25 protein-coding genes are annotated in these 26204 nt (G+C 35.8%); 14 read left to right on the forward strand and 11 right to left on the reverse strand.

Annotation, left to right across the window (positions count from 1 at the left end):
• The 9 genes from AC5SR4_RS07540 to AC5SR4_RS07580 all read left to right on the forward strand — a co-directional run bounded on the left by AC5SR4_RS07540 (window position 1) and on the right by AC5SR4_RS07580 (window position 4493).
• A complete protein-coding gene (locus AC5SR4_RS07540; protein ID WP_495358926.1) occupies window positions 1-411 on the forward strand; it encodes a response regulator transcription factor in 411 nt (136 codons plus the stop codon).
• A gap of 216 nt (window positions 412-627) precedes the next feature.
• On the forward strand, window positions 628-999 hold the full coding sequence (locus AC5SR4_RS07545; protein ID WP_495358927.1) for a VOC family protein: 372 nt from the start codon (window positions 628-630) through the stop codon (window positions 997-999).
• Between the two features lie 12 nt (window positions 1000-1011).
• On the forward strand, window positions 1012-1488 hold the full coding sequence (locus AC5SR4_RS07550) for a DUF4199 domain-containing protein (protein ID WP_495358928.1): 477 nt from the start codon (window positions 1012-1014) through the stop codon (window positions 1486-1488).
• Window positions 1478-1933, forward strand: a complete 456-nt coding sequence (locus AC5SR4_RS07555; protein ID WP_495358929.1) for a DUF1801 domain-containing protein — start codon at window positions 1478-1480, stop codon at window positions 1931-1933. The genes AC5SR4_RS07550 and AC5SR4_RS07555 overlap by 11 nt, the downstream gene beginning before the upstream one ends.
• Window positions 1934-1937: 4 nt before the next feature.
• Entirely contained in the window at window positions 1938-2324 is a 387-nt protein-coding gene (locus AC5SR4_RS07560) for a VOC family protein (protein WP_495358930.1), read from the forward strand.
• 33 nt (window positions 2325-2357) lie between these two features.
• Entirely contained in the window at window positions 2358-3122 is a 765-nt protein-coding gene (locus AC5SR4_RS07565; RefSeq protein WP_495358931.1) for a sulfite exporter TauE/SafE family protein, read from the forward strand.
• A 65-nt stretch (window positions 3123-3187) separates the two neighbouring features.
• Window positions 3188-3541 carry a TM2 domain-containing protein gene (locus AC5SR4_RS07570; RefSeq protein ID WP_495358932.1) on the forward strand — a complete coding sequence of 118 codons (354 nt, stop codon included), beginning with the start codon at window positions 3188-3190 and terminating at the stop codon, window positions 3539-3541.
• A gap of 103 nt (window positions 3542-3644) precedes the next feature.
• Window positions 3645-3968: an ArsR/SmtB family transcription factor gene (locus AC5SR4_RS07575; RefSeq protein ID WP_495358933.1), complete on the forward strand. Its 324-nt coding sequence runs from the start codon at window positions 3645-3647 to the stop codon at window positions 3966-3968.
• A 27-nt stretch (window positions 3969-3995) separates the two neighbouring features.
• On the forward strand, window positions 3996-4493 hold the full coding sequence (locus tag AC5SR4_RS07580; protein ID WP_495358934.1) for a DUF6428 family protein: 498 nt from the start codon (window positions 3996-3998) through the stop codon (window positions 4491-4493).
• 78 nt (window positions 4494-4571) lie between these two features.
• On the opposite strand, the gene AC5SR4_RS07585 is transcribed toward AC5SR4_RS07580, so the two are convergent.
• Genes AC5SR4_RS07585 through AC5SR4_RS07595 form a run of 3 tightly spaced genes read right to left on the reverse strand, consistent with a single transcriptional unit; the run spans window position 4572 to window position 8155 of the window.
• Window positions 4572-6401: a GNAT family N-acyltransferase gene (locus AC5SR4_RS07585; protein ID WP_495358935.1), complete on the reverse strand. Its 1830-nt coding sequence runs from the start codon at window positions 6399-6401 to the stop codon at window positions 4572-4574.
• A 22-nt stretch (window positions 6402-6423) separates the two neighbouring features.
• Window positions 6424-7674: an aspartate kinase gene (locus tag AC5SR4_RS07590; protein WP_495358936.1), complete on the reverse strand. Its 1251-nt coding sequence runs from the start codon at window positions 7672-7674 to the stop codon at window positions 6424-6426.
• Between the two features lies 1 nt (window position 7675).
• Window positions 7676-8155 carry a GNAT family N-acetyltransferase gene (locus tag AC5SR4_RS07595; protein WP_495358937.1) on the reverse strand — a complete coding sequence of 160 codons (480 nt, stop codon included), beginning with the start codon at window positions 8153-8155 and terminating at the stop codon, window positions 7676-7678.
• A 124-nt stretch (window positions 8156-8279) separates the two neighbouring features.
• Between AC5SR4_RS07595 and fbp the strand changes: the two genes are divergently transcribed.
• Complete coding sequence (fbp, locus tag AC5SR4_RS07600; RefSeq protein WP_495358938.1) at window positions 8280-9287, forward strand: class 1 fructose-bisphosphatase; 1008 nt, start codon at window positions 8280-8282, stop codon at window positions 9285-9287.
• Between the two features lie 55 nt (window positions 9288-9342).
• Here the strand turns inward: fbp and AC5SR4_RS07605 are convergent, their stop codons facing one another.
• The 8 genes from AC5SR4_RS07605 to gltB all read right to left on the reverse strand — a co-directional run bounded on the left by AC5SR4_RS07605 (window position 9343) and on the right by gltB (window position 21599).
• On the reverse strand, window positions 9343-11196 hold the full coding sequence (locus AC5SR4_RS07605; protein ID WP_495358939.1) for a SulP family inorganic anion transporter: 1854 nt from the start codon (window positions 11194-11196) through the stop codon (window positions 9343-9345).
• Window positions 11197-11246: 50 nt separating this feature from the next.
• Entirely contained in the window at window positions 11247-11909 is a 663-nt protein-coding gene (locus AC5SR4_RS07610) for a DUF2490 domain-containing protein (RefSeq protein ID WP_495358940.1), read from the reverse strand.
• Window positions 11910-11934: 25 nt separating this feature from the next.
• The gene (locus tag AC5SR4_RS07615; RefSeq protein ID WP_495358941.1) at window positions 11935-12564 is read right to left on the reverse strand and encodes a carbonic anhydrase family protein; all 630 of its coding nucleotides are present in this window, start codon (window positions 12562-12564) and stop codon (window positions 11935-11937) included.
• A gap of 44 nt (window positions 12565-12608) precedes the next feature.
• Window positions 12609-13430 carry a universal stress protein gene (locus tag AC5SR4_RS07620; protein ID WP_495358942.1) on the reverse strand — a complete coding sequence of 274 codons (822 nt, stop codon included), beginning with the start codon at window positions 13428-13430 and terminating at the stop codon, window positions 12609-12611.
• Between the two features lie 6 nt (window positions 13431-13436).
• Complete coding sequence (locus tag AC5SR4_RS07625) at window positions 13437-15029, reverse strand: SulP family inorganic anion transporter (protein ID WP_495358943.1); 1593 nt, start codon at window positions 15027-15029, stop codon at window positions 13437-13439.
• 97 nt (window positions 15030-15126) lie between these two features.
• Window positions 15127-15423, reverse strand: coding sequence for a hypothetical protein (locus tag AC5SR4_RS07630; RefSeq protein ID WP_495358944.1), 297 nt, complete (start codon window positions 15421-15423; stop codon window positions 15127-15129).
• 193 nt (window positions 15424-15616) lie between these two features.
• Window positions 15617-17080 (reverse strand): glutamate synthase subunit beta, encoded by a 1464-nt coding sequence (locus tag AC5SR4_RS07635; protein ID WP_495358945.1) that lies wholly within the window; start codon window positions 17078-17080, stop codon window positions 15617-15619.
• A 4-nt stretch (window positions 17081-17084) separates the two neighbouring features.
• Window positions 17085-21599, reverse strand: coding sequence for a glutamate synthase large subunit (gene gltB, locus AC5SR4_RS07640; RefSeq protein ID WP_495358946.1), 4515 nt, complete (start codon window positions 21597-21599; stop codon window positions 17085-17087).
• 465 nt (window positions 21600-22064) lie between these two features.
• On the opposite strand from gltB, the gene AC5SR4_RS07645 reads away from it, so the two are divergent.
• From AC5SR4_RS07645 to AC5SR4_RS07660, 4 genes are all read left to right on the forward strand, one after another.
• On the forward strand, window positions 22065-23096 hold the full coding sequence (locus AC5SR4_RS07645) for a porin (protein ID WP_495358947.1): 1032 nt from the start codon (window positions 22065-22067) through the stop codon (window positions 23094-23096).
• 35 nt (window positions 23097-23131) lie between these two features.
• Window positions 23132-24412 (forward strand): ammonium transporter, encoded by a 1281-nt coding sequence (locus tag AC5SR4_RS07650; protein ID WP_495358948.1) that lies wholly within the window; start codon window positions 23132-23134, stop codon window positions 24410-24412.
• 149 nt (window positions 24413-24561) lie between these two features.
• Window positions 24562-24900, forward strand: a complete 339-nt coding sequence (locus tag AC5SR4_RS07655) for a P-II family nitrogen regulator (RefSeq protein ID WP_495359168.1) — start codon at window positions 24562-24564, stop codon at window positions 24898-24900.
• Between the two features lie 31 nt (window positions 24901-24931).
• Window positions 24932-26176 (forward strand): ammonium transporter, encoded by a 1245-nt coding sequence (locus AC5SR4_RS07660; RefSeq protein ID WP_495358949.1) that lies wholly within the window; start codon window positions 24932-24934, stop codon window positions 26174-26176.
• The last annotated feature ends 28 nt before the right edge of the window (window positions 26177-26204 follow it).

Consider the following 26204-nt stretch of genomic DNA (forward strand, 5'->3'; position numbering starts at 1 on the left):
ATGAAGAAGACTGTTCTTGTTTTTGCACTTCTTATTTTGGCAATGCTTCTATTATTTCAGTTTAGTAAATATGCTGTTATTTCAGGGAATTTAAATATTGAGATTATGGTTTCAATAATAGCTGTTGCCTTCTTTTTTATTGGGGTTTATTTAAACAAAAAAAGCTCAAAAAAACCTAGAACTACTGCAACAGAAATAGACCACAAAAAAATAAAGGATTTAGATATTACTGCGAGAGAATATGAAGTGCTTCAGGGAATCTCAGAAGGTCTTTCCAATAAAGAAATTGCAAGCAAACTATATCTTTCTGAGAGTACCATTAAAACCCATGTTTCGAATTTGTTTTTAAAACTTAATGCAAAACGCCGAACACAAGCAATACAGATAGCTAAGGATCTTCAAATCATTTAAAATTATTATTTTTAGGCTAAAGCATGATGAATTTGGTACTTTAGTATGAACAATCATTTCCATACTAACTTTAGCTTTGTGTTAAAATAAAAAATAAACATATGAAGCACCCATGAGAATTACATTCACACACACGAGGATGATTATTCAGGGTGTTCCACCTGCCTGCCGGCAAGGCAGGTCTGACAATTAAAAAACAATAAAAAAAATAAACAGATGAAATTAGGTGCGTTTTCTATGAGTTTAAGTGTAAAGGATATTCATAAATCCAAGGCTTTTTATGAAAAATTGGGGTTTAATGTTTTTGCGGGAGATATAGACAGGCATTATCTTATTATGAAAAACGGTAATGCACTAATTGGTTTGTTTCAAGGCATGTTTGAACAAAATATACTAACCTTTAACCCTGGTTGGGATGAAAGTGCAAACAAATTAGATGTTTTTGATGATGTTAGAGATATACAAAAACATTTAAAAAGTGAAAACATCAAATTAGAACGCGAGAGTGATGAAAAGACTACTGGGCCAGCAAGTATTGTATTTTACGACCCCGATGGGAACACCATTTTAATAGACCAACACGTATAAAATTATATAATCATGAAACACACAATAATTAAATATGGCCTTTATGGCGCCGTTGTTGGTTTTATCATTTTTATAGTGCATTTGGTTTTGGGTGATAATTTAGACTTTGGTACTTTAGAAGTATTGGGCTATATATCTATTTTTATAGCACTTTCATTTATATTTTTTGGAATTAAGCACTATCGCGATCACATTAATAAAGGTGTTGTTTCATTTGGAAAAGCCATTCAAATAGGTGTTCTAATCTCAATAATAGTAGCATTGGGTGTTGGAGTAGCAGATTATATATATACCGCTTACATTAATACTACGTTTTTTGAAGATTATACCCAAATGCTAATTGATACAGGTAGGGAAGATGAAGTAATAGAAATGACCAGTATAATGGGAGCCATGTTTATGGTAGCCCTAGTGATTATTATTGGGTTTATGGTGACCTTAATTTCAGGATTGATCCTTCAACGGAAATCTTCAAAACATGCAATATAAAGCAGATACGCCAGAAGACTATATTAATCAAGTTCCAAAAGAACGCCAAAAACCTTTAGAAAAACTCCGTGAAGTTGTAAATAAACATTTACCAAAAGGATTTAAAGAAGGTATCATGTATGGTATGATAGGTTATTATGTGCCACATTCCATATATCCTAAAGGTTACCATTGTAACCCTAAAGACCCATTACCTTTTATGAGTTTTGCTTCCCAAAAAAACTCGATAAACTTATACCATAGCGGCATTTATGCAAAAAAGGAGTTATATGATTGGTTTGTTAAAGAGTTTGCAAAACATAGCAACCGTAAAATGGATATAGGAAAAAGTTGCGTGCGATTTAAAAGCATAGAAGATATTCCTTATAATTTAATTGGAGCGCTGTGTACTAAAATAACAGTAAAGGAATGGATACAGCTATACGAATCTAATATTAAAAAATAAAAAGATGGAAAAAAGAGTTACTGGCATTGGGGGGTTGTTTTTTAAAACAAAAGACCCAGAACAAACCAAGGCGTGGTACAAAAAACATTTGGGGTTTAATACAGATAATTATGGTTGCACCTTTTGGTGGAAAGACAAAAGTGGCAACGACTGTTCAACACAGTGGAGTCCGTTTGCAGAAAACACCAAATATTATGAGCCCTCTAAAAAAGACTTTATGTTTAATTACCGCGTTGAGAATTTAGAGTTGCTATTAAAGACCTTAAAACAAGAAGGTGTTACCGTTGTGGGCGATATGGAAACATACGAGTATGGTAAGTTTGGTTGGATTTTAGACAATGATGGCAATAAAATAGAACTTTGGGAACCTATTGACAGTGCTTTTTTGTAACTTCGTTACCAATCTGCCAAACAATAGTTCTCGTTGACGTATTTAGAGATATTACAATCCTATCATTTAACAGCATTACAGTGGTTGGCCATTGGATTTGCTGTTTTTTTATTGGGCTTATCCAAATCGGGCATAAAAGGTATAGGGATTATCATTGTACTTATACTGGCCTTTGTTTTTGGTGAAAAAGCCTCCACGGGTATTCTACTTCCTATGCTTATAAGTGCCGATATTTTTGCGGTTATTTACTACAATAAACATGCGCAATGGAGTTATATAAAAAAGCTAATGCCCGCTATGGTTATAGGAGTTCTGGTAGGTGTTTGGGTGGGCAATGATATTTCTGAGGTATTGTTTAAACGCATCATGGCTGTTATCATTATAGTGTCTGTTTTAATTATGTTTTATACAGAAAGTAGAAAGTCTACAACCGTACCTAAAAACCCATTATTTGCCTCTACTATGGGGTTTTTGGCAGGGTTTTCTACCATGATAGGTAATTTAGCAGGCCCTATAGCTAATATTTATTTTCTGGCCACACGTTTGCCTAAAAACGAATTTATTGGAACTGCAGCCTGGCTGTTTTTCATTATCAATGTTTTTAAGCTACCCTTTCATTTTCTAGTATGGAAAACAGTTAGTATAGAAACCTTAGCCTTAAATTCGGTATTATTACCAGCTGTTATTCTAGGGTTTTTCCTTGGTGCCTATATTGTTAAACTTGTTTCTAATGTAAACTATAGGCGGTTTATATTAATTGTCACTGCTATAGGGGGTATTATTATGTTATTTAGATAGATTAGACGCCCTAAATCAATTTATTTTTTTATTATCTTTAAACCGCTAATCAAAAAACTCAAAATATGTCAGACGAAAAAAACTTAAACGACGACCTTAAAGATAAAGCCAATGATTTTGCAAATGAAGCAAAAGAAACGGCCAAAGAATTTTCAGAAAGTGCTAAAGAAACCTTTAATGCAAGTACCGAAGGCAATAAAAAGGTTTTAGCAGGAGTTATGGGTATTCTTTTTGGTGGATTGGGAATCCATAAGTTCATTCTTGGATATAATAAAGAAGGTATTATTCTGTTAATTGCTACTATTGTAACCTGTGGTATTGCAAGTATTATTGGTTTTATAGAAGGCATTGTTTATTTAACAAAATCTGATGAAGACTTTTATAACACCTATCAAGTAGGAAAGAAACCTTGGTTTTAAAAAGCTAAAGCTAGAATTTATTTCTAGCTTTTTTTTAAATATTTATCATCGTAATATTGCAATATTACGATTTTATTGTATATTTGCCTTAAATCAATATAAAATGGGCGCAACAAAAACTGATATTTACAACAAAAGCATTACTGATATTGCTACCATGGCTAAAGTATTTGCACACCCAGCACGTGTAGCCATTTTACAATATATAAGCAAGCAAAATGCCTGTATATGTAACGACATTGTTGATGAAATTGGCTTGGCACAGGCTACTATATCCCAACATTTGAAAGTTATTAATGATGCGGGCCTTTTAACAGGTGACATTAAAGGTAAAAGCATTTGTTATTGTTTAAACGTCGAGCGGCTTAATGAATTTCAAGATTTGCTCAACTCCTTTTTTAACAATACAACATCAAACTGTTGCTAGCCCATAAAACCATAAAAACAATAGATTATGAAAACACAAGACCTCCTATCCGTTTTAGAACAAAACAAAGATAAAGCCCTATTGTTTGAGTATGCTCCTAACCTATTGGTTGGAGCCAATTATCATATTACAGAAGTAAAGCATATGGCTATTGACTCTGTAGATTGTGGATCTCAAACCGATGCTTGGAACGAAACCATAATTCAACTTTGGGAAAGCCCTAAAGAATTAGGGAAAACAGAATATATGTCGGTTTACAAAGCCCTATCAATATTAAAAAAAGTGGGTAAGATGAAACCATATGTGCTGGATGCTGAAGTTAAGTTTGAATACAGTAATGCGACCTTCCACACGGCACAATTGTTTGTTAACGATTTTGAGATACATAACAATAATTTAATATTTAAATTAGCTGTTCAAAAAACAGATTGTAAGGCCAAAGAAACTTGTGGTGTTCAGGACGTTTTAGAACCTGTTACTGCTGAAGAGCCTTGCTGCTCACCTGATGGAAATTGTTGTGTTTAATGTATATATAGGCCCTTTAGGACTTAAAATCTGAAGGGTCTAATATAAAATTATAGATTAATAAAAACACCAATTGGTTTAATCACCATTGTTACTCATAAACTTGCGTTCCAATTCTGCTTGAAATTCTTCCATAACGGGTTTTACAGTACTTTCGGGAAGATCAGCAATTTTAATATACATCAAACCATCTACAGAATTGTTAAATAGGGGGTCTACATTAAAGGCCACTAGTTTGGCGTTTTGCTTTATATACTTTTTAAGCAGTACGGGTAAACGCAATGCTCCAGGTTCTATTTCATCAATAATTTTATCAAACTTATTTAAATCGGCCTCGGTTTCATCAAAAACAAAATCCTTATCAGCGTCTTTTAGTTTTACCTTAAATTCTTTTTTAGGGCGTACATATTGTGCAATATAGGGGTCGTAATAATGTGATTTCATAAACTCAATCATCAATGATTTTGAGAAGTTTGAAAACTGATTGCTAATGCTTACACCACCTATTAAAAACTTATGCTCTGGAAAACGCAAGGTAGTATGTACAATACCTTTCCAAAGTAAAAATAAAGGCATGGGTTTTTGTTGGTATTCTTTAATAATAAAAGCGCGACCCATCTCAATAGACTGGCTCATCATTTTATAGAGTTCTGGTTCAAATCTAAATAAATCTTGTAGATAGAACCCATTAATGCCATAGCGTTCAAAAATTCGAGATCCAAGGCCCATTCTGTACGCACCGACAATAAGTTGGCTATTGTTGTCCCAAAGAAACATGTGGTGGTAATAATTATCGAACACATCTAAATCGATGGCCTCGTTAGTACCTTCGCCTACTTCTCTAAAGGTAATTTCCCGAAGTCGACCTATTTCTCTAAGAATACTGGGGATTTTTGACGCTTCAGCTAAAAACACTTCATAATTTTTGCTAACAAGGAGCCTGGAATCATTTTGTCTAAGGGCTTCAACTTCTTCAGCCATTAGCATTGTATCAACTGGTGTAACTATATTTTTTGGTGCTCTAGGGGTTTTTAAAGTAGATGATAGGTTGTCCAATATTTTAGACTTTTCTTCAAAAGCATTGGAAAGCATATAGGTCTTTCGCCTTAAGAAATCTGAAAAATCTTCAAGTATTGTGAATTCTTTTTGGTCGGCTACCGAAATGGGTTTCCCAATACGAACTTTAATAGTTCGCCGCTTTTGTGTCAATAGTTCAGAGGGAAGCTTGGCAGTTCTTAAAGTGTCGCTAATTTTAGATAATTTATAAAAAAGTTTACTGTTTTTAGCATGAAAATAAATGGGCACAACAGGAACCTCGGCTTTTTTAACAAGTTTTATGGCGGCTTCTTCCCAAGGCCTATCTACAACCAGCTTACCATCACGGTAAGTAGATACTTCACCAGCAGGAAAAATACCCAATGGATGCCCTTCCTTTAAATGAAGAATAGAGTTTTTAAACCCAGAAATGCTAGACTTGGCATCTTTTCTATCCTCAAAAGGATTTACGGGCATAATGTAGGGTTTTAAAGGCTCTATTCTGTGCAATAAAAAATTGGCTATGATTTTGAAATCCTGACGCTGCTCTAACATAAGTTTTAAAAGCAAGATACCATCAATACCTCCCAGTGGATGGTTGGATACGGTAATGTAGGCACCATCCTTGGGCAGGCGCTTTAAATCTTCCTCTGGTATTTCAAACTTAATTTGAAAGTCATCTAGAATAGCGTCTAAAAAAGGAAGATCGTTAAGGTGTTTATGGCGTTTGTATATTTTGTTAAGCGTAGATATTTTTAAAACTTTCATGAGCAACCAACCTATAAATGTGCCAATAAACCCATAACTGTCTACATTGATTACTTTGGCTACTTCCTTGGCACTTACGAGCCCTATATTTTGTTGCTTGGTCATGAGTGTAAATGTACTAAATTGTTTATTTACTTACTATTTGAACGGTTTCCTGGGTTAATTGTTTTAGTAACACGGTTTTACCCTGCTCAATTTGGTCAATGGCCTGTTGATTGTAATGTCTAATCGTGTAAAGTGATACATTTTTGTAACAAGTTACTTTAAATTTTGCTTTTAATTGGTGTAACAATTGGTCTAGATTATTATAAATATTATCAACACAAACGGAAAAGCTGATTGCTGAGTTTTGAATAACATCAACTTTCATTTTATGTAAATGCAGTAAATTGAAAATGGTGCTAATATTCTCTTCAACGATATATGAAAAATCCAATGACGACAATGAAATTAAAACCTGTTCTTTCTTTACAATAAAACAAGGTACCATAGGTTCTAGCGTTACATTTTTGCCTATTCTTGTTCCCGGAGCTTTTGGGTTTAAAAAAGATTTAACGTATAGGGGTATTTCTTTTCTTTGTAAAGGTTGCAGGGTTTTGGGGTGAATAACAGATGCCCCGTAGAAAGCCAGCTCAATAGCTTCGCGGTAACTTATTTTATTTAGTAATTGTGTGTGGTTAAAATAACGGGGATCTGCGTTTAAAACACCTGGTACATCTTTCCAAATAGTAACACTTTGTGCATTTAAACAATAAGCGTAGATGGCTGCAGTATAATCACTTCCTTCTCTGCCCAGTGTGGTTGTAAAATTGTTGGAATCACTTCCTAAAAACCCCTGGGTAATATTTAAGATTGATGTGTTAAAGCTAGATGAAATAGCTTGTTGTGTTTTGTTCCAATCTACATTGGCACGCCGGTAATAATTATCGGTTTTAATATGGTCTCTAGCATCTATCCAACTATTTTTTATTTGTACAGCATTTAAATAGTTGCTTATTATGACTGTTGAAACCAGCTCGCCATATCCAATCACTTGATCATAAACAAAATTGTAATCTGGAGATTTATTGGTTTTTAAAAAACCGTTTAGTTCATCAAAAAGCGCTTTAACTTTTTTAAAAACAGGGTTGGATTCATTTTCAAATAAGTCAAACAAAATATCATTGTGGTATTTAATAACATCTTGTAGAGAACTCTGTAATTCGGCTTTGTTTTCAAAATAATTTTTAACAACAACCTCAATAGCATTGGTTGTTTTGCCCATAGCAGAAACAACAATGAGGGTGTTTTTATAGCCTACCTGTTGCAATACATTTACCAAGTTTTTCACACCATTGGCATCTTTAACCGATGCCCCACCAAATTTAAATATTTGCATATTATAAGTTTGCTATATAATCTTTTATACCCTGTTCGTTTAAATGTACCACACGCCATTCGTCCATAATGTTAGCTCCTTTTTGTCTGTAAAAAGTAATGGCTGGCTCGTTCCAATCTAATACTTCCCAGTTAATACGTTTTACACCTAAGCTGTGGCCGTATTTAATAACTTCATCTAAAAGAGCCGACCCCAAGCCACGACTCCGCATAGTTTCATTTACTATTAAATCTTCTAAATGGATCACCTTTCCTTTCCAAGTTGAATAACGCATATAGCACAGGGCAATACCCTCTATTTTAGAATTTATTTCAGCAACAAAACAAAAAAATGCTGGGTGCTCACCAAAACCATCATTTTCCAGATCTTGCAGGGTAATTTCAACGGCATCCGGTTCTTTTTCAAACTGTGCCAATTGGGTTATTAGCAACAGCACTTGTGGCATGTCTTCTTTTACAGCTTTTCGTATTATATAACTCATGGTGTTATTCTAAAATTATTTCAAATATAACTTAAAGTTGTTTATTTAATGGGTTAATCTTATTCTAAAACGTTGTAGTTTGTTAAAAAATAGTTGATATTTGTATTAACAAAAAATTAACTTCATGGCGCATAAAAAACAAACTTTAGGAGAATTTATAATTGAAAACCAAACAGCATTTAGATATTCTTCAGGAGAATTATCCAGCCTTTTGAATTCCCTTAGGTTAGCTGCCAAAATAGTAAATCACGAAGTTAACAAAGCAGGGTTGGTCGATATTATAGGTGCTGTTGGTGATGTAAATATTCAAGGGGAAGACCAACAAAAACTGGATGTTTATGCTAATGAAAAATTTATACAAACGCTTACTAAAAGAAACATAGTTTGTGGAATTGCCAGTGAAGAGGAAGACGATTTTATTACTATTAATAGCCAAGACGAAAACCACCAGAATAAATATGTGGTGTTGATTGATCCGTTAGACGGCTCATCTAATATAGACGTTAATGTTTCGGTGGGAACTATTTTTTCCATTTACAGGCGTGTCACTCCAGTAGGAACTCCAGTAACGCTGGACGACTTTTTACAAAAAGGGAGCCAACAAGTTGCCGCAGGCTATATTGTTTATGGTACGTCTACCATGTTGGTTTATACAACCGGGGCCGGTGTAAATGGGTTTACATTAAATCCTGCTATTGGATCGTTTTATTTATCGCACCCAAACATGGAGTTTCCAGAGGATGGCCACATTTACTCTGTTAATGAAGGGAATTATATCCACTTTCCACAGGGTGTAAAAAATTATATAAAATATTGCCAACAGGAAGAAGGCGATAGGCCTTATACTTCAAGGTACATAGGGTCTTTGGTGTCCGATTTTCATAGAAATATGATTAAGGGTGGTATTTACATATACCCCAGAAGTTCTAAAAACCCCGAAGGGAAATTACGTTTGTTATATGAGTGTAACCCCATGGCCTTTTTGGCCGAACAGGCAAAAGGTAAGGCCAGCGATGGGTTTACAAGAATTATGGATATTCAGCCTACCGAACTGCACCAACGCGTACCTTTTATTTGCGGAAGTAAAAATATGGTAGAAAAAGCCGAAGAATTTATGCGAAATGCGCAATAATTTCACAAAGTAGCAGTGCAATGCCATTTTTTACTGCTACAGAACCATTTTTTTGTTAGTTGTGATTTCCTTTTAGCCATCTCATACAATCGTCAAAGGTTTCAAAGATGTGTTCTCTAGGAATAAGGTCTGGAATAATATCAATACGTTCCATCATGTATTTTGGCTGATTTTGTAAATCGACAAATAAAACAGTAATGTTACTTTTGTTTAGGTCTTGAAGCACGTCTTCCATAGCGTATAACCCCGATTGATCTATATATTGCATCCTATCTAGGCGTATAACAACTTTTAGTGCTGTTTTTGGTATTTGTGCCGCTAAATTTTGAAAATCGCTTGTAGACCCAAAAAATAAAGGACCTTTAATATGCTTAATGAATACTTCTTCTTTTAGCTTGTCTGGAAAATTTAGCTCATCTTTCCAGGCTTCTTCTTTTAAAGGTTTAACATCAGAGCGTTCGGCCGTTAAATCGCCAATCTTTTTCATAAACATTAAGGAGGCTATAACCAACCCAATACCTACGGCATAAACCAAATTCCAAAAAGTTGATAGTAATAGTACCACTATCATTACCAATACCTCTGAACTTAGTTTTACGGGCCCTACTTTTATATCTCTTGGTAAACTAGGAATGGCTTTAAGACCTTTATAATCCATTACACCTATACCTACAGTAATTAAGATACCCGCCAATACAGCGGCAGGAATTTTTGATGCCAAAGGACCAACCCCTAATAAAATAATTAACAACATAACACCTGCAATCATTCCCGAAAGCTTTGTTTTTCCACCAGAGTTTATGTTAACAACGGTGCGTATGGTAGCACCGGCTCCAGGAATACCACCAAAGAGCGCCCCAATACTGTTTCCAATACCTTGTCCCACAAGCTCTTTATTGGGTTTGTGTTTTGTTTTGGTCATGTTATCGGCCACAACACTTGTTAGCAAGGAATCTATGGCCCCTAATAATGCTAATGTTAAAGCTGTAAATACATAAGGGGTAATACCTGCTATACTAAAGTTTGTAAAAATCTCTAGGTTGGGTGTAGGAATTCCACTGGGTATTTTTTCTATAGGCCTATAATTTAAACCAAAAGCAATGGCCACACCAGATACAATAACCAAAGCCACTAATGTACTTGGAACTTTAGTTGTAATGCGCTTAAACCCATATATAATAATAATGGTTGCCAGTGCCAGTGCCAGTTCTAGCCAATTGATGTTTTGTAAGGCCCTTGGCAGTGCTTTTAAGGTGCCCAGAACGCCCGAAGCATCATTTTTTGCTAGTGTTTTAGATTCTTTTAAAATATCATCTTCAGTGGTATATTGTGCACGATTAACGGTTTCCTTAAAATTTTCTAAAACGAAAATGCCTTCACCTGCTTCTTCTTTTAAAATATTTTCAAGTATTAATTCTTCTGCTTGGGGCCTAAATTGATTTACAAATTCGGCATCTTCATTTGGGTAATATCCAACAGAGGGCAGTATTTGCGTAATAAGGATAATAACACCTATAGCAGTCATAAAACCAGAAACTACAGGGTAGGGAATATATTTTATGTATTTACCCAAGCCCAATATTCCTAAGCCAACTTGCATTAAGCCTGCTAATAAAAATACGGTTAAAATAGCGGGTAGTGCTTTTGTAACATCACCATCGTTTACAGCAATAATACCTGCAATAACAACCATGCTTACCGCCGTCATTGGTGCGGTAGGACCAGAAATTTGAGTGTTTGTGCCTCCAAAGAGCGCTGCAAAAAAGCTTAAAAAAATGGCGCCATAAAGTCCTGCACTTGGACCCAGTCCTGATGATACACCAAATGCAAGTGCTAGGGGTAACGCAACTATACCTGCAGTAATGCCACCAAATGCATCGCCTTTAATGTTTGAAAACAAATTTTTCATAGTTTAGTATTTTAGGTGCGTAAAAGTTACGGTTTTTTTAGGCTTTTATTTTAAAAAGTAACAAATGTTATTAAATTAAATTGGTCACGACCTCCGGTTTCAAAAAACTGATTCATATATCCAGCTTCTACTTTTATGTTTTTATTTATTTGTAAACCAATACCGCCATAAGCCCTGTTTCTGTCAAAAACAGCGCTTTTGGTATTTAAGAATATTTCATTGTAAGCCGAGAAATAATAATTGCCTGTTTTGTTAAAAGGAATATTTAATCCTAAAAAATACCGAAAGCGCATTTTAAAATCTGTTTCAACAAAGCGCTGCTCAAAACGGTACCTGTGATTTAACTTAACACTTCCAATGGTTTGCTTGGATATAAATTGCTGGAAAATGCGATGTTCATTGATACTGGTTTTTTCATCGGAATCACTTAAATAGTTTTCAGATAAAATATAACCATAGCCCAACAGAACATTATTTTTTCCTTCATTAAAGGTATAACCCAATCCTGTTCTTAACAACAGTTGTTCTAGATCTCCAATGGCATTGTAATTTCTATACTGTATTTCGTTATGGATATTCCATTTAGAGTTTATTTTTTTGTTTCCAATATAGATAAGCCAATTACCAAAATTACTGTCTTGTGCATTTATAAAGCATGGTAGTGCTAATAAAAGTATAAGCGCTACCATGCTTGTTTTCTTCTTCTTTTTCATTATATGTTTATAAGCATAAATGCTTTTATTCATAAAAGGTTACAGCACCTGTATTGATGTCGTACATGGCACCTATAATCATAATTTCACCATTCTTTTCCATTTCAGAAAGCACAGGGCTATCGGCATGAATTTTATCAATGGTTAGTTGCACGTTCATATGTGATACATTGTCAACAAATTCAGAGTTTTTAGAATTTCTTAGACTAGCATCGGTGGGTTCGGTTACCGCATTAACGGCTGGTTTAATTTTGCTTAGCATGGATGTTAAATTACCTAGTTTGGCATCATCACAGGCTCCTTTTACGGCACCACAGCTTGTGTGACCTAAAACAACAATTAATTTTGTTCCAGCTAGTTTACAGGCAAATTCCATACTGCCCAAAATGTCTTCATTTACAAAATTACCAGCAATGCGTACACTAAAAATATCGCCTAAACCTTGGTCGAAAACCAATTCTGCTGATACGCGTGAATCTATACAACTTAAAATAGTTGCAAACGGGAATTGACCATCGCTGGTATCATTTACCTGTTCTAATAAATTACGGTTTGCTTTTAAATTGTTTTGAAATCTTTGATTTCCTTCTTTTAAAAATTGTAATGACTTTTCAGGAGTCATTGTTGCTTGTGTTTCTTTAGTATGTGCTTTCATTTGTTTTTATTTTATTAATTTTTTCATTCAATTTTAATGCGTTATTATGAGGCATTTTGATTACTTGTTAATAGCAATGAAACGTTAAGTTCGCGTATCATATCATTAATATAGGATGTTGCAGGGTATCCTTGCCTTTTTGAATTGCCTTTTCCCCAATCTACGCACAACAAGTTAATATTATTTTTTGAGACGTAGTTTGAAAGGTTTTTTATAGAATTATCGCCTTGATCGAAAACATATTCAATGGCTTCGATGTTAGAAGTCGTGGACTCGCTTTTTGCAGTCCCAGATTTGTTGGCAATTTTAAATGACTTTAAAGGTTTTTTTGTATGCTTTATTAAATCTTGGGCAAATGCCAAATTGATTGTTGCCCCTTCATTATTAAGAAACCCTAAAGCCAATCCTTCGTTGGTATCTATAATATTTTTGTCGTCAGCAATCATAACAATGCCTTGATGATGCTTTAAAACAAATTGGGTAACCTTATCGCCTATTAAGTTTAGGGGTTTCAGTTTCTTTTTTCCTAAAACAATAATATCGGGTTGCTCTGTTTTAATATAGCTGCCAATTTCATTTTTGATATTGCCAAAAGTAAACGAATACGCAATGTTTATATCTTGTTCTGTAGAAAAAGATGTTATAAGGCTTTGTATTTTTTTATTGGTTGCCGTGTATTCATGACTAATATTACGGGCAGCCGATAATTGATTTTCTTTTGTAACAACATCAGTGGGCTTTTTTACATGGAAAAATGTAATATCGCCGTTAACCATTTTAGCAAGGCTAATGGTGCTCTTTAATGTAGCACTTACAGAATCTTTTAAATCTGAAAGCACTAATATTTTATATTTATGATCTTTCATAGCGCTTTAACTTAAACTTAATTTAGATTTAGGTCTTGTTCTAAAGAACTCCTCAAAACTTGATGGATTTTCAACAACACCACGTTTTGAAACGAGCTGAATATCTATGTTGCGCTCTTTGGCTTTATGGGCAAAGTCGTCCAGTATTTCAACAATATCATTATCCAGATATCTGGTTTTAATTAAGTTGAGTTCTAAATAAGTATCTCTTGGTAAACTATCCAACTCTTTTAAAATGGCTCCTTTGTTAAAGAAAGTTACTTCTTCAGCAAGTGTCATTTTTATTTTATGCTTTCCATTACTCTTATCTTCAATATGAAGGAAATGAGAGTTTTGGTAGCTCTTCAATAAAATAACAACCACACCAACCATAAGTCCTAGGCTAATACCAACTAATAGATCGGTAAAAACAATACCCAACACTGTAACGGTAAATGGAATGGATTGCTTCCATCCTAAATCGTACATTTTTTTGAAAAGAGCCGGTTTTGCCAGTTTATAACCAACAACCAATAAAATAGCTGCTAAAACGGATAATGGAATCATGTTAAGCAGTCGTGGAATTAAAATAACAGATATTAATAACAGGAATCCATGTATAATAGTGGACATTTTACTCTTTCCGCCAGATTGGATGTTGGCAGAACTTCTAACAATTACTTGGGTAATAGGTAAACCACCTATTAAACCAGAAATAATGTTCCCTGTTCCTTGAGCAAGCAACTCTTTGTTGGTAGGGGTTACATTTTTATCGGGGTCTAACCTATCTGTAGCTTCCACACATAACAAAGTTTCTAAACTAGCAACCAATGCAATGGTAAATGCTGTAATCCATACATCGGTACTGGTAATAGCTGCAAAATTTGGAAAGCTAAATTGGTTTAAAAAAGACGAAGCATCCTCGGGTATTGGTACACTTACCAAATGTTTTTGGGCAATGGCAAATCCCTCATTTCCTGCAGTTATGGAGTAATAAACTATTCCCAAAACAACCGCTACTAATGGTCCTTGGACAATTTGAAATATTTTTGCCTTTTTAGACAGTACTTTATCCCACAATATTAAAATACCAAGCCCTAAAGCACCAATTAAAGAGGCTCCTAAGGACACGTGTTTTATTGTTTTAAATAGTTGTGAAAACGTGTTTTCGCCATCTAGCTGAAAGAATGATAGATCACCTTCATAATCGGCATCATAGCCAAAGAAATGTGGAATTTGTTTAAGGATGATAATGATTCCAATACCGGTAAGCATTCCCTTAATTACTGAAGAAGGAAAATAATAGGCAATAACACCAGCTTTTAAGAAACCAAAAAGGATTTGAATGACACCTCCCAATACTACGGCAACCAAAAAGTTTTGGTAACCACCTAAAGTACCAATGGCAGATAGTACAATAGCGGCCAATCCGGCTGCTGGACCACTAACTCCAATTTTGGAACCACTTAAGGCTCCAACAACAATACCTCCAACAATACCAGCAATTAATCCTGAAAATAACGGTGCTCCACTGGCAAGAGCAATACCTAAACACAATGGTAAGGCAACAAAAAATACGACTATACTAGCTGGTAAGTCATTTTTAATAGTTTTAAACATACAATAATAAGTTTCTATCTTAGCTTGCAACAAGCTAAAATGAGTTAATAATAAACTTTTGTAGACCTAATTAAAATAGGTCAAAAAAAAACTGAAATTATGATATGTTTTGTTCGGGGGGAGGCGATATTAAGTTGAGGTGTGGTTTTGGATAATTGCTAAATTGATAGCTGAAAACCAAGTATTTTTTTAATTTTAAATCGCTAATAACATCATTGCTTTGCAAAGAAAACGGCGATATTAAGTTTTTGGATTTACCATTTTCTTCTTCTTCCGTAACGGAGTAGAAAATGGATGTATCAATGGTGTCATCTAAAGCAACAATCACAGATGGTGCCGCGATGAGCCCCATGAATAAAACTGTGAAAAAGATAGCGATAGACTTTTTATACATCTAATAAAATTTAGATCAAACGATAGCAAATATAATATTTAACAGTTTTTATTATGTTAAAAATTTTTTAAAATGGTGTAAATATGTAACGGTTTTAAATATTTGCTAGTTTAAACACGCAAAAATTAAACAAATAATAATAAAATCCCTTTAAAAATTATATAAAGGGACTTTTTAGGTGTTTAACCTTAAATTATAATGCTACAAGGTCTCCAGTGATGTCTTTAGAAGGCAAATCTGATTTACCCATTAAATAGATATCAACTTGTCTGGCAGCCTCGCGGCCTTCAGAAATGGCCCAAACAATTAAAGACTGGCCTCTACGCATATCGCCAGCAGTAAAGATGTTAGGGATGTTTGTTTGGTACTTGCCATATTCTGCTTTATAGTTAGAGCGTGCATCTTTTTCAATACCCAATTGGTCTGCTATGGTACTTTCAGGACCTGTAAACCCTAAAGCTAATAAGGCTAAATCGCAAGGCCATGTTTTTTCAGTACCTTCAATTTCTATTAGTTGAGGACGTTCTCCAGGAATCATTTTCCACTCAACATTTACCGTTTTTAAAGCGGTTAGTTTACCATTTTTATCGGTTATGAATTCCTTGGTGTTTATTAGCCAGTTTCTCTTTACACCTTCTTCATGAGAAGAGGATGTTTTTAACTGTAATGGCCAGAAAGGCCAAGGAGTTGTTGGCGAGCGGTGCCCAGGGGGCTTTGGCATAATCTCAAAGTTTGTAACCGATTTTGCGCCTTGGCGGTTAGAGGTTCCAACACAATCTGAGCCTGTATCGCCACCACCAATAACAATTACATGTTTATTGGTTGCCAATACTTGATCTTTAACTTCTTTGCCAAATAGTACTTTGGTTTGTTGTGTTAAAAAGTCCATAGCTTGTACAACACCATCGGCATCAATACCTGGGGTGGGCAAGCTTCTTCTTTCAGTAGCCCCACCACAAAGAACAACAGCATCAAAAGCTTTTAGTTCTTTAACATCATAATTAACACCAACATTAACATTGGTTTTAAAGATAATACCCTCGGCTTCTAAAATAGCAAGGCGGCGATCTATAACCTCTTTTTCCATTTTGAAATTAGGGATGCCGTAGCGCAATAGGCCACCAATTTCATCATCTCTTTCAAAAACCGTTACGGTATGTCCAGCTCTGTTTAATTGCTGAGCTGCTGCCAAACCTGCTGGTCCAGACCCTACTACTGCAATAGTTTTGCCTGTTCTTGTTTTAGGTGGTTGGGGTTTTATCCAACCTTCTTTAAAGGCACGTTCAACAATTTGCTTTTCAATGTTCTCAATAGAAATAGGATCCTCTATAATTCCCAGTACACACGATTTTTCACATGGTGCAGGACATAAACGTCCTGTAAACTCTGGAAAGTTATTTGTTGAGTGTAATATCCATGAGGCCTTTTGCCATTCGCCTTGGTGCACCATATGGTTAAAATCTGGAATTAAATTACCAAGGGGGCATCCACTATGGCAAAATGGGATACCACAATCCATACAGCGAGAACCTTGCTTGGTAATTTCGGCTTCACTTAAAGGTATTGTAAATTCTTTATAATGTTTTACACGGTCTTTTACAGGCGTGTATGCTTCATCTTGTCTTTCAAACTCTTTAAATCCTGTTACTTTTCCCATGACACTATGCTGTTGTTAATTCTTCTACCATTTGTTCTTCGGTCTCTAAACGTATTAAGGCACGTTTGTATTCTGTCGGCATTACTTTCACAAAGTTTTTTAAGCTATCATCCCAACGCTCTAATATCTTTTTACCAAGATTGCTATTGGTATATAAAACATGTTTTTCAATTAATGTTTTTAATTCTAAGGCATCGTCGGTTGAGATATCTTCAAATTCAATCGTTTCAGTGTTACATAAACCATTTGTAAATTTCTTTTCAGGATCATAAACATAAGCAATACCACCACTCATACCTGCTGCAAAGTTTCTACCTGTTTTACCAAGTACAACCACTCTTCCTCCTGTCATATATTCACAGCAATGGTCGCCCACACCTTCTACAACGGCCGAGGCTCCAGAATTTCTAACGGCAAAACGCTCGCCAGCAATACCATTTATGTAAGCTTCTCCTTGTACGGCACCAAACAAACAAACGTTACCAACTATAATATTGTTTTCTGCAATGAAATTGGCTTTAGCAGGTTTTTTAACAATCAATTTTGCACCGGACAATCCTTTGCCTAAATAATCGTTTGTATTCCCTTCAACAGTAAATGTAAGTCCGTGGGCACCAAATGCACCAAAGCTTTGTCCTGCAGAACCTGTAAAGTTTATATTCAACGTGTTTTCAGGTAACCCAAGATGCCCATAAATTTTAGATATTTCATTACTTATTATGGCGCCTACCGAACGGTTAGTATTATTGATAGGATAAGCCAATATCATTTTTTCTTTTCTGTATAAAGCTCTGTGCGAATCTTTTAAGATAGAAAAATCAAGAACGTTTTCCAAATCATGATCTTGTTTTTGTGTGTTTTTAACAGTCAAGGTTTTGTATACCTCGGGCCTGTGTAAAATGGCAGACAAGTCTAAGCCTTTAGCTTTGTAATGTTTAATGGCTTTATTGGCATTTATTTTATGGGTTTGTCCTACCATCTCTCCTAAGGTCCTAAAACCTAATTGAGCCATAATACCCCTAAGTTCTTCTGCTATGTAGAAGAAGAAATTAATAACATGTTCTGGTGTGCCTTTAAAGTTTTTACGCAACTCCTTATCTTGTGTGGCAATACCCACAGGGCAGGTATTTAAGTGGCATTTGCGCATCATAATACAACCTGATGCCACTAATGGAGCAGTAGCAAAACCAAATTCTTCAGCACCTAATAAAGCTGCTATGGCCACATCGCGTCCTGTTTTTAATTGGCCATCACATTCAACCACAATACGGCTTCTAAGGTTATTTAATACCAAGGTTTGTTGTGCTTCGGCCAATCCTAACTCCCAAGGGAGTCCAGCATGTTTTAAAGAGGTTAAAGGCGATGCACCTGTACCACCATCATAGCCTGAAATTAAAACCACATCGGCTTTCGCTTTTGCAACACCGGCAGCAATAGTACCAACACCTACTTCAGATACTAATTTTACATTTACTCTGGCTTCTCTGTTGGCATTTTTTAAATCGAATATTAATTGTGCCAAATCCTCAATAGAGTATATATCATGGTGAGGTGGCGGTGAAATTAACCCAACAAATGGTGTTGAGTTTCTTGCAGCGGCAATCCAAGGCAGTACCTTCTCCCCAGGTAGTTGTCCACCTTCTCCGGGTTTAGCACCTTGAGCCATTTTTATCTGGATTTCTCGGGCGTTTGTTAAATAATGCGATGTTACCCCAAAACGTCCCGAAGCTACTTGTTTAATAGCAGAGTTGCGGCTGTCGCCATTAACATCTGGGTGGAAACGTTTTCGGTCTTCACCACCTTCTCCAGAGTTGGATTTGCCACCAATTCTGTTCATGGCAATAGCCAAGTTTTCGTGAGCCTCTCTTGAAATAGAACCGTAAGACATGGCACCTGTTTTAAAACGCTTTACAATGTCTGTCCAAGGTTCTACTTCATCAATAGGAATGGGGTCTAAATTATCAAATTCAAACAATCCCCGAATGGTCATTAAGTTTTCGGCTTGTTCATTTACTGCGCTTGCATATACATCATAACTGTTTTGGTCACTTAAGCGAACAGCCTGTTGTAGCTTGGCAACGGTTGTAGGGTTAAACATGTGGCGTTCACCATTACGTCTCCATCTGTAATCGCCGCCAATATTTAAGCTTAAGCGCTTGTCTATTGTGTTATCTGGATAGGCTAGTTTATAACGTTCATTGATTTCTTTCTCAATTTCATACAACCCAATACCTTCAATTCTTGAGGCTGTATATGGGAAGTATTTTTCAACAAATTGCGAATTGAAACCAACAATTTCGAATATTTGTGAACCTCGGTACGAATGTAAGGTAGAGATCCCTATTTTGTTCATTATTTTCAGAAGCCCTTTGCCAATGGCCTTATTGAAGTTTTCTACGGCCTTATTTTCATCCATCCCTTCAATAAACCCTTCTTTAACTTGCATTCTAATAATCTCGTTAACCATATAGGGGTTAATGGCACTGGCCCCATAGCCAAATAAGGTGGCAAAATGGTGTGGTTCACGAGGCTCTGCAGATTCAACAATAATGTCAAAATAAGAGCGTTTACGTAAACGGTTCATTTGATGGTTTACGTAAGAACAGGCCAACAATGCTGGGATAGGGGCAAAATCTTTGTTCACACCTCTATCAGACAGGATAATGATGTTGCTGCCTTTTTCAAGAGCTTTGGTAACTTGAACAATAATGTCTTCTAAAGCATTCTCCAAACCGTTAAGCCCTTCTACTTTTGGATACAAAATATGAATGGTTTCCGCTTTAAAACCTTCCACAGAAATGGTTCTTATCTTTTCTAAATCGGCATTGGAAATAACAGGGTTTTGAATTCTTAACTTTCTACACTGCCTTTCTGTAATGCTGAAAATATTACGGTCCTTACCTAGGTTTAGGGCAATATCGGTTACAATTTCTTCACGAATACCATCTAGTGGTGGGTTTGTTACCTGGGCAAATAACTGTTTAAAGTAATTTGAAATTAGTTGAGGCCTATCAGATAGCACAGCTAAAGGTGTGTCAATACCCATTGAGCCCAACGCTTCTTTAGCCGATACGGCCATAGGTGTAATAACTTCTTGAATGTCCTCAAAAGTGTAGTTAAATAAACGCTGTCTGGTTTTAATATCAATTGTTTCAATAGGACAGGTTTCATTATTGTAAGGTACATTCCTTAAATGCAATCTTGTTTTGTCCAACCATTTTTTATAGGGCCTTTCAGAAACGATTTTACTTTTTATCTCTTCATCTTCAATAATGCGCCCCTCGTTCATATCAACAAGAAACATCCTTCCAGGTTCCAATCGGCCATGTTTTTCAACATCTTCTGGAGCAATGTCTACAACACCAATTTCAGAAGACATGATTAATTTACCGCTTTTAGTAACAGTATACCTAGAAGGTCTTAAACCATTTCTGTCTAGCAAGGCACCTATATAATCACCATCAGTAAAAGGTACCGATGCTGGTCCGTCCCATGGCTCCATAATACAAGCATTATACTCATAAAATGCTTTTCTGTCCTCAGACATGGTTTTGTGTTTTTCCCATGCTTCAGGAATCATCATCATCATAATCTCTGGTAAAGATCGTTCTGTATGTGTTAATAGTTCAACAACCATATCCATAGAAGCAGAATCTGATTTACCAGGTAAAATAATAGGGAATAATTTCTCTATTTGAGGCCCAAAAACCTCACTTTTCATAATTTCTTCTCGAACACGCATACGGCTTACGTTACCGCGCAAGGTATTGATTTCGCCATTTTGGCACATAAATCGGAAAGGTTGTGCCAGTTCCCAAGTAGGCATAGTATTGGTTGAAAAACGTTGATGTACCAAAGCCAAACGGGTAACCAAATCTATTTGTTGTAAATCGGTATAGTAAGGCCCAATATCTTCCGGCATAATAATGCCTTTATATATTAAGGTTGTAGTGGAAAGGCTAGGCACATAAAAATAACCACTTTCAGATATTTTTGAATTAGCAATAGTATGCTCGGTAATTTTACGTGCGGCATATAATTTGGCCTTAAAAACAGTTTCAGAATCAGCTTCGCCTTTGCCTACAAATAACTGCTCTATGGTGGGCTCAGATGCCAAGGCAATTTCACCTAATTGAGAAGAATCTACGGGTACTTTACGCCACCCTAAAATAGAAAGCCCTTGTGCTTTTATTTCTTTCTCGAATACATCTTTACAAAACTTGTATTGATTGGATGTTTTTGGTAAAAACACCATGCCTACGGCATACGCTCTTTGTTCAGGGATGTTGAAGTCACATACACGCTTAAAATAATCATGCGGGATATCTATCAACAAACCAGCACCATCACCAGTTTTTCCATCGGCACTTACACCACCACGGTGTTCTAACTTTACAAGAATTTCTAACGCATCATGAATGATTTGATTTGTCTTCTCGCCCTTGAGATTACAAATAAAACCTGCACCACAATTTTCGTGTTCAAATTCAGGTAAATACATTCCTTGTTTCTTCAGCATAATCAACAAATTATTGGTTTAAAAACGCGACTTAGTAAGCGAAGATATGTATAGATTTTAAATTAAAATAATGGACAATTCATTATTTCGATTTTAGGAGCTAAGTCAATATAAAAATAATTATATATCAATAAATACGATATTTTTTAATAAATATTCAATGCATAATATTTAGCAATAAATACAGATTACTGAATTTAAATTAGTGAATATTAATATTAATAAAAATAATATCACAAAAAAATATAAAATTTTGATGATAATTCAAATAATTGATTTGATAAAAAATCAAAAAATCAAAAAAATAACATATTACCTCTAAAAAAATAGGGGTAAAATTAGAATATTGACAAAAGTAAATCAATAACCCCTATTTTTTATGGGGGTTAAATCTTTTTGATATAGTTTTACGTCATTCTTAAGGAAAAAATTAACCAAAAAATTAATAACTTAAAATTAAACATTATGAAAAAATTAATTACCCTTTCAATGCTTTTAATGGTTACTGCGTTATTCGCTCAAGAAGAAACCGAAGCGCCAAAATTTACGTTTAGTGGTAGTGTAGATGCTTATTACAGAGCTAATTTTACTGCTCCAAATGATGAGAACGCTATTGCACCTGGTTCTTCTTTTGCCAATTTGCCAGGATTTGCTTTAGGCATGGCCAATGTAGTGGCTTCTTATGAAGGCGAGAAAGTTGGGTTTGTTGCCGATTTAGTATTTGGACCAAGAGGTACTGATGCGATTTTTAATTCTCCAATGTATCCTGGTGACGGAACTGGAACTGGGAACATAATTAATCAATTATATGCTTACTGGAATGTTAGTGAGAGTGTAACATTAACCATGGGTAACTTTAATACCTTTTTAGGTTATGAGGTTATTTCCCCTACGGCAAACTTTAACTACAGTACATCTTATTTGTTCTCTTACGGTCCTTTTAGCCATACTGGTTTAAAGGCAGATTTTGCTTTATCGGAAGATTTTAGCTTAATGTTAGGTGTTATGAACGATACTGATATTACTGAATTCAACTCAACTGGAGATTATGCCTTTGGAGCACAGTTAGGTTACTCAGGTCAGTTCTTAAATGTATTGGTAGACCCTTCATTCTTTGAAATTGATTTTACAGGAGGTTTTGATCTTTCAGATTCATTCTTTTTAGGAATTAATGCTGCTTACTTAAGCATGGAAGATGACGGCCCAGGGTTTGCGGGAGCTGCTCTTTACCCACAATTGGCTGTAACTGATACGTTTACTCTTGGTTTTAGAGGTGAGTATTTTGTAGAAGATGGTGAGTTTGGTGCGATAGGTTCAGGTGTAGAAGATACAAGTGTATTTGCAGCTACATTAACAGGTAGCTTTGCTATAGAAAACTTAACTATTAAACCAGAAATAAGATTGGATAGCGCTTCAGATGATTCATTTATCGACAATGATTTAGCACCAACAAAAAGCTTGGGTTCATTTGTGCTAGCTGCTATCTACTCATTCTAAAAAAAATATTTACTAACCCTTAAAAACTATTTATTATGTCAATATTAAATACGTCACTTTTTATCCAAGATACTGCCGCTATTGAAGGCGATATGGGAATGATGTGGATGCTTATCTCAGGTATCCTGGTATTCTTCATGCAAGCAGGGTTCTTCTTGGTAGAATCTGGAATGACGGATTCAAAAAATGCGGTTAACATCGCAATGAAAAACTTCCTAGACATCGCAGTTGGTTCATTGGCCTTCTGGTTTGTTGGGTACTCTTTAATGTATGGTGCCGATGCCTCAGGTGGCGGTTACTTCCACTGGGGAGGTTTTATCTTCTCTCAAGGTGCTGCCGATTTATTCTTCCAAACTGTATTTGCTGCAACCGCTGCAACTATTGTATCTGGAGCTATTGCAGGTAGAACCAAATATACAACCTATGCAATTTTCAGTATTGTTCTAACTGCAATTATTTACCCAATAGCAGGTGGATGGGAATGGAATGGCGGATGGCTAAATGCTGAGTGGATGCCAGCTGAATTTATCGATTTCGCAGGGTCTTCTATCGTACACTCTGTTGGTGGATGGGCTGCACTTGTTGCTGCTTGGATGGTAGGACCTAGAATTGGGAAATTCTTAAATGGTAAGCCAGTTGAAATGCACGGTCATAACCAAATGTATGCTACTTTAGGGGTATTTATCCTTTGGTTAGGATGGTTTGGCTTTAACGGTGGTTCGCAATTAGCATGGGGTGGTGATGATGCTACTGCTGCTTCACAAGTGGTACTTGTTACTAACTTGGCTGCTGCTGCTGGTGCGTTAAGTGCCCTATTGTTTACTTGGATTAAAAATGGTAAGCCTAACTTGGCAATGACATTAAACGGTGCATTGGCCGGTCTTGTAAGCATTACTGCTGGTTGTGGTAATATGAGCGAAGGTGGTGCTGTGTTAGCCGGTTTAGTAGGTGGTGTCTTAGTGGTATTATCTATCGGATTTATTGAGAAAACTTTAAAAATTGACGATGCGGTAGGTGCCATTTCTGTACACGGTGTTGCTGGTGCTTGGGGGACTTTAGTTATTGGTCTTTGGGGTATTGATGGCGATGCTGGCATAGGTATCTTCAATGGCGGTGGTGCTGCTCAATTGGGCGCTCAAGCTATTGGTGTGGTGGCCTATGCTGTTTGGGCTATTGTTCTGTCCTATATATTCTTGTTTATCTTGAAGAAAATATGTGGATTAAGAGTTACCGAAGCTGAAGAAATAGCAGGTCTTGATATTTCCGAGCATGGAGCAATTGCTTACCCAGGTAAGAGACAAAGAGAAATAGAATAAACACTGTTTCTATTACAATTATAGATTATAGAAAAGATGCCTTATTCAAATAAGGCATCTTTTTAAATTGTTGTAAAGCGACTTGCTAGATAAAATAAAAGTCAAAAATTTTCCTTAATATTAACTAGCTAAACATAAAATAAGAGATGATGAAAAAAATTGAAGCAATCATTAGAAAATCAAAATTTCGTGTAGTAAAAGAAGCCTTGCACGATGTGGGAGTAAACTTTTTTTCTTATTGGGACGTAACGGGTCTTGGTAATGAAAAAACAGGACACGTGTACAGGGGTATATCTTACAGTACAAGCGATATACAACGTAGGTATTTGTCGATTGTTATTAACGATGATTTTGAAGAAGCTACCATTCAAGCCATTCTTAGTTCTGCAGGAACGGGTGAAGTAGGCGATGGTAAAATATTTGTATCGGATATTACAGAATGTTACAGAATACGAACTGGAGAAAAAGGAAGCGATACCTTAAAATAATAACCGACTAAAACTATATTAAAAAAACATTATGGAATTACTAACTACAAACAATGTATGGATGATGATCTGTACAGGTCTGGTTTTCTTTATGCACTTGGGATTTGCATTTTTAGAGATTGGATTAACAAGACAAAAAAACACAATAAACATATTATTTAAAAATATTTTCATCATAACCGTTGGGCTATTATTATATTGTCTGGTGGGCTTTAACTTAATGTATCCTGGCTTTGCAGAAGGATCCTCTGGAATTTTTGGCTTTGCAGGATTTGGATTGGATTCTCCACTAACGGCCGAAGGGGCGTTAGATTTAACATATAACGAGGGATATACCTACTGGACAGATTTCCTGTTCCAAGGGATGTTTGCCGCAACAGCTGCAACCATTGTATCTGGAGCCGTAGCCGAGCGTATTAAAATTGTACCATTTATGATTTTTACCGTGGTGTACGTAGGGTTGGTTTATCCAATAGCTGGATCATGGAAATGGGGTGGTGGATTTTTACAAATGCTAGATACACCTTTCTACGATTTTGCGGGTTCAACACTGGTACATTCTGTAGGTGGCTGGGCAGCATTAATAGCTGTTTACCTATTAGGGTCGCGTATTGGTAAATTTAAAGATGGCAAAGCACAGGCCATTCCAGGGCATAATATTCCATTGGCCACTGCCGGGGTATTGATCCTTTGGTTAGGATGGTTTGGTTTTAATGGCGGTTCTGTACTTTCTGCAGATCCTACATTAACCTCTTTAACTTTGGTAACAACATGTTTAGCTGCTGCTGCAGGAGGTGTTGTATCTATGTTGGTATCTACAGCTATGTATAAAAACTTAGATTTAACTATGTTTTTAAATGGTATTTTAGGAGGTTTGGTTGGTATTACGGCTGGTGCAGACCAAATGAGCCCAACCGATGCCATTATCATTGGATCTGTTGCGGGCGCCTTAATTGTGCTTGCCGTTAGCTTTGTAGATAACAAATTAAAGCTAGACGATCCCGTTGGTGCCATTGCTGTACATTTAGTTTGTGGTATATGGGGAACTTTAGCTGTTGGCATATTTGGTAAATTAGCAGGTGTGGATCAATTTATCAGTCAGTTAATTGGTGTTGTGTCATATGCTGCAATATGTATTGTGTCGGCATTTGTCATTATATACATATTAAAGAAAACCGTAGGCATTAGAGTTTCAGAGAAAGAAGAACTAGAGGGCTTAGATGGTTACGAGCATGGAATGGATGCGTATCCAGACTTTAGATTGAATGAGCATTAATTTTGTCAAGATTAAAACAAATAAAAAA

It is taken from the genome of Aestuariibaculum scopimerae (assembly GCF_059428085.1).